The organism is Candidatus Omnitrophota bacterium, assembly GCA_030688425.1.
In the GTDB taxonomy this organism is placed as follows: Bacteria; Omnitrophota; Gorgyraeia; order Zapsychrales; family JANLHA01; genus JAUYIB01.
In genome coordinates this window covers 1-3,352 of record JAUYIB010000024.1, presented here as the reverse complement: position 1 = coordinate 3,352, position 3,352 = coordinate 1, and the positions used below count along the sequence as shown (strand labels likewise).

Below are 3,352 nucleotides of genomic sequence, written 5' to 3'. Positions count from 1 at the left end.
GCCTTTTTTAGCGCTTGCCTTAAAACCACGAAGTACGGTAAGAGTTGGATTGCATTCGATACGGTATCCTTATTAACGGTCTTATAAGGGCAATCAGGAACGACGAACTGACTCGAGGGCTGAATCGTGGTAGAAGCCTTTGTCGCTGGTTTTCTCGCGGTGCTTCAATGGAAGACCTTCAGCTTCATGCTCATTGGCATCGCCGTAGGTTTCTGGGTGGGGCTGCTTCCAGGTATCGGCGGCCTTACCACACTCGCCCTGATGCTCCCCTTCATCTATGACATGACCCCGGTCGAGGCTTTTGCCTTTCTCTTGGGGATGCACTCGGTGACCGCTACGACCGGAGATATCACCTCCATTCTTTTCGGGGTTCCCGGAGAGGGCAGCGCCGCAGCAACGATCCTGGACGGCCATGCCATGGCCAAAAAAGGCGAGGCCGGCAGGGCACTGGGAGCGGCGCTCATGAGTTCGCTCGTCGGCGCCATAATCGGCGCCTTCGCCCTGGCCATCTCGATTCCGATCATGCGCCCATTGGTCCTGATCTTCGGCGCCCCGGAGCTTTTTATGCTGGCCGTTATGGGCATCTCGTTTATTTCCTCTTTGAGCGGCCAGGGCGGCCGAGCCATGATTCGTGGTTTTCTTGGGGGTCTTTTGGGCCTTCTCATTGCCTTGGTTGGCTTAGATCCCCAAGCCGGGATCGAGCGCTTCACTTTCGACCAGCTCTATCTTTGGGACGGCGTCGCGATTGTTCCACTCATCATAGGGCTCTTCGCTATGCCGGAGATTATCGACTTGGCAGTCCGAGGGACATCGATTGCCGGAGAGCTGCCTCAAGGGAACCTAAATAGCGGCGTCATGGAGGGAGTGAAGGACACCTTTCGCCATTTCTGGCTCACGGTCCGATGCAGCCTTGCCGGAACATTCATTGGCATCATGCCAGGGTTAGGAGGCAGCGTCGCCCAGTGGATCGCCTACGGCCATGCGGCGCAAAGCGCTCGTGATGCGACTGAGCGCAGCGGGTTTGGCAAAGGTGATGTGCGCGGAGTTTTGGGGCCTGGCGCGGCCAATAACTCCAAGGAAGGAGGTTCGCTGATCCCTACCATTGCCTTCGGCATTCCAGGGAGCGCAGCCATGGCCATTCTTCTCGGCGCGTTCTTGATTCAAGGGCTCCGGCCTGGTTTGGACATGCTCGACAAGCACCTTGTCCTGACTTTCTCCATGGTGTGGACGATGGTTATCGCTAACGTGATCACGGTAGCGGTCAGCCTCTTGTTCCTTAATCAACTGGCTAAGCTCACCACTGTGCGCGGCGCGATCCTCATTCCATTTATTTTGTTTCTTGCGTTCATCGGTGCCTTTACCGAACACAATCACATCGGCGACCTCGTCAGTCTTCTCTTATTCGGTGGTTTCGGCTACCTGATGGTGCGCTGCAGTTGGCCAAGAGCCCCCTTGGTTCTCGGTTTCGTCCTGGGAGAGATCGCAGAAACACATTTCTACATCTCGACGACCCGCTACGGTCTCTCTTGGCTCTACGACCCAGTGGTCCTCGTCTTGATGGTTTTAACTGTAACATTTATCGCCTATCCGCACTTACGTTTTTACCTGAAACAAGTCGAGAGTGAACCGATCGCATGAAACCCAAACTCAATCTCCATTTCTTTCTCGCTTTAAGCATCGCGTTGGTAGCGAGCTACGCTCTTTATTCGGCCACGGATTGGCCCTTTCGAACGGCGCTCTTTCCTAGAATGATTGCCGTGCCGCTTCTGGTGCTGGCGTTGATCGAAATGGGCTTGAGCGCTTTTGCCACTGAAAAGCAAAGGGAGGGTCATGCGGTCGATTTTGAGTTGACAACAGAAATCGATCCCTTGGTGGCCCGCCAAAGGACCTTGGCGATCGTCGGCTGGATATTGGGCTTCTTTATTCTGATTCTATTAATCGGGTTCCCTGTAGGCGTTCCGGTTTTTGTATTCTCGTACCTTAAGCTGGGCGGCAAAGAAAAATGGGGTTTGGCTCTTATTTTGACGACCCTTTCGTGGCTCGTAATGAAGGGCCTTTTTGATCGGCTTCTCCATATACCCTTCCCCGACGGTTGGATCCCGTCACTGTTCGGGTAAGAAGGGATACCACGTCAACTGACAAAAAAGCCAAACCCCGCTACGGCTCCCTACTTCACGATCGTTCGCAAGTAAGCGAGAACGTCGGGAGTGACGCTCTTAACGAAGCCTCGAAGAATTTCCTCCGCTTCTTCACCCGAGAAGGTTACAGGCTCAAATCCGGTGACCCGCGTTATCTCCTCCTTGTACTTCGGGTCCTTTTCCATCGATTCAAAGGCCTGTCGCAAGATCTTTACCCGATCCGGCGGCACACCTGGGGTCATCACAACCGAGCGGTTCAGGGTACGCGATGCCGGGGAACAAACTTTGTAGGCCTCCCACACAACGCCTGACGGTGCTTTCCCGGCAATCTTTGTGTAGACTTCCTCAAAGGTAGGAATATCGATACGCTTGTCTCGGACCGTCTTTCCCTGGGGATTCAACAAACCGTTTTGCCACAAGGCAATGACTTTCCCCTCTTGAATGGGCTCGAACAGAATTCCGCCCTTTAGTACATTGAGTAAGGCCCATTCATAGAAAGTGGCTTCTCCCTGCAGTAGAGCCGCCGTGAGCTTTGCCGTCCCAGAGTATCCCAAGGACGTCTTGTAGCCTTTTTCGACGCCCAAGAGTTTTAGCGCCGACCTCAAGCCCATCTGAGAACCGTCGGGAGAGCTTCGTCCTGGAATGACCAGATTGCTGGGATCGACCTTGGCCAGGTCAGCCGGACTCTTCACCCCTGTGATATCGCGAATAACGGTAATCCCTGGCTCGGAACTCCCTCTCAAATAGATCATCTTGGTTAAGTCGAATTTGCGGTTCTTGTCCAAGACCTGAAAAAGATTTGGCGTCGCGGGGACTACGGTCCAGGTCAAGCCGTCTTGCTTCGCGACGCTGCCGACATGGCTGAGGGCGATTCTACCGCCAGCCCCCGGCATGTTATCCACGATGACGTTGGGATTTCCCGCTATGTGTTTTCCAATATGGCGAGCAATCAGGCGTGCCTCGGTATCAACACCCCCTCCCGGTGGAAAGCCAGCGACAATGCGGATGATTTTGTCCTTGAAGAATTCCTGTGCAGTTGACTCATGCGCCACGGCAAAAAAAACAAGCCCAGCAACCATTGCCATCACAAACAAGATCTTGTGCTTCATAAAATCCTCCTGCTGATGTTTTTTTGAACCTAGGCCACCCGTCGTAGTAAATAGGCTTGACACGGCGTCATTAGACCGGTTCTCTACGGCTTATGTCAAGCCCGA

The 3,352-nt window shown here is 53.9% G+C and carries 3 protein-coding genes; 2 read left to right on the top strand and 1 reads right to left on the bottom strand.

The window, feature by feature from the left end:
* Positions 1-126 precede the first annotated feature (126 nt).
* A complete protein-coding gene (locus Q8Q08_10435) occupies positions 127-1,638 on the top strand; it encodes a tripartite tricarboxylate transporter permease (protein ID MDP2654433.1) in 1,512 nt (503 codons plus the stop codon).
* Positions 1,635-2,117 carry a tripartite tricarboxylate transporter TctB family protein gene (locus Q8Q08_10430; GenBank protein ID MDP2654432.1) on the top strand — a complete coding sequence of 161 codons (483 nt, stop codon included), beginning with the start codon at positions 1,635-1,637 and terminating at the stop codon, positions 2,115-2,117. Before Q8Q08_10435 ends, Q8Q08_10430 begins: the two co-directional genes overlap by 4 nt.
* A 50-nt stretch (positions 2,118-2,167) precedes the next feature.
* Here the strand turns inward: Q8Q08_10430 and Q8Q08_10425 are convergent, their stop codons facing one another.
* A complete protein-coding gene (locus tag Q8Q08_10425) occupies positions 2,168-3,247 on the bottom strand; it encodes a hypothetical protein (protein MDP2654431.1) in 1,080 nt (359 codons plus the stop codon).
* Positions 3,248-3,352: the final 105 nt, after the last annotated feature.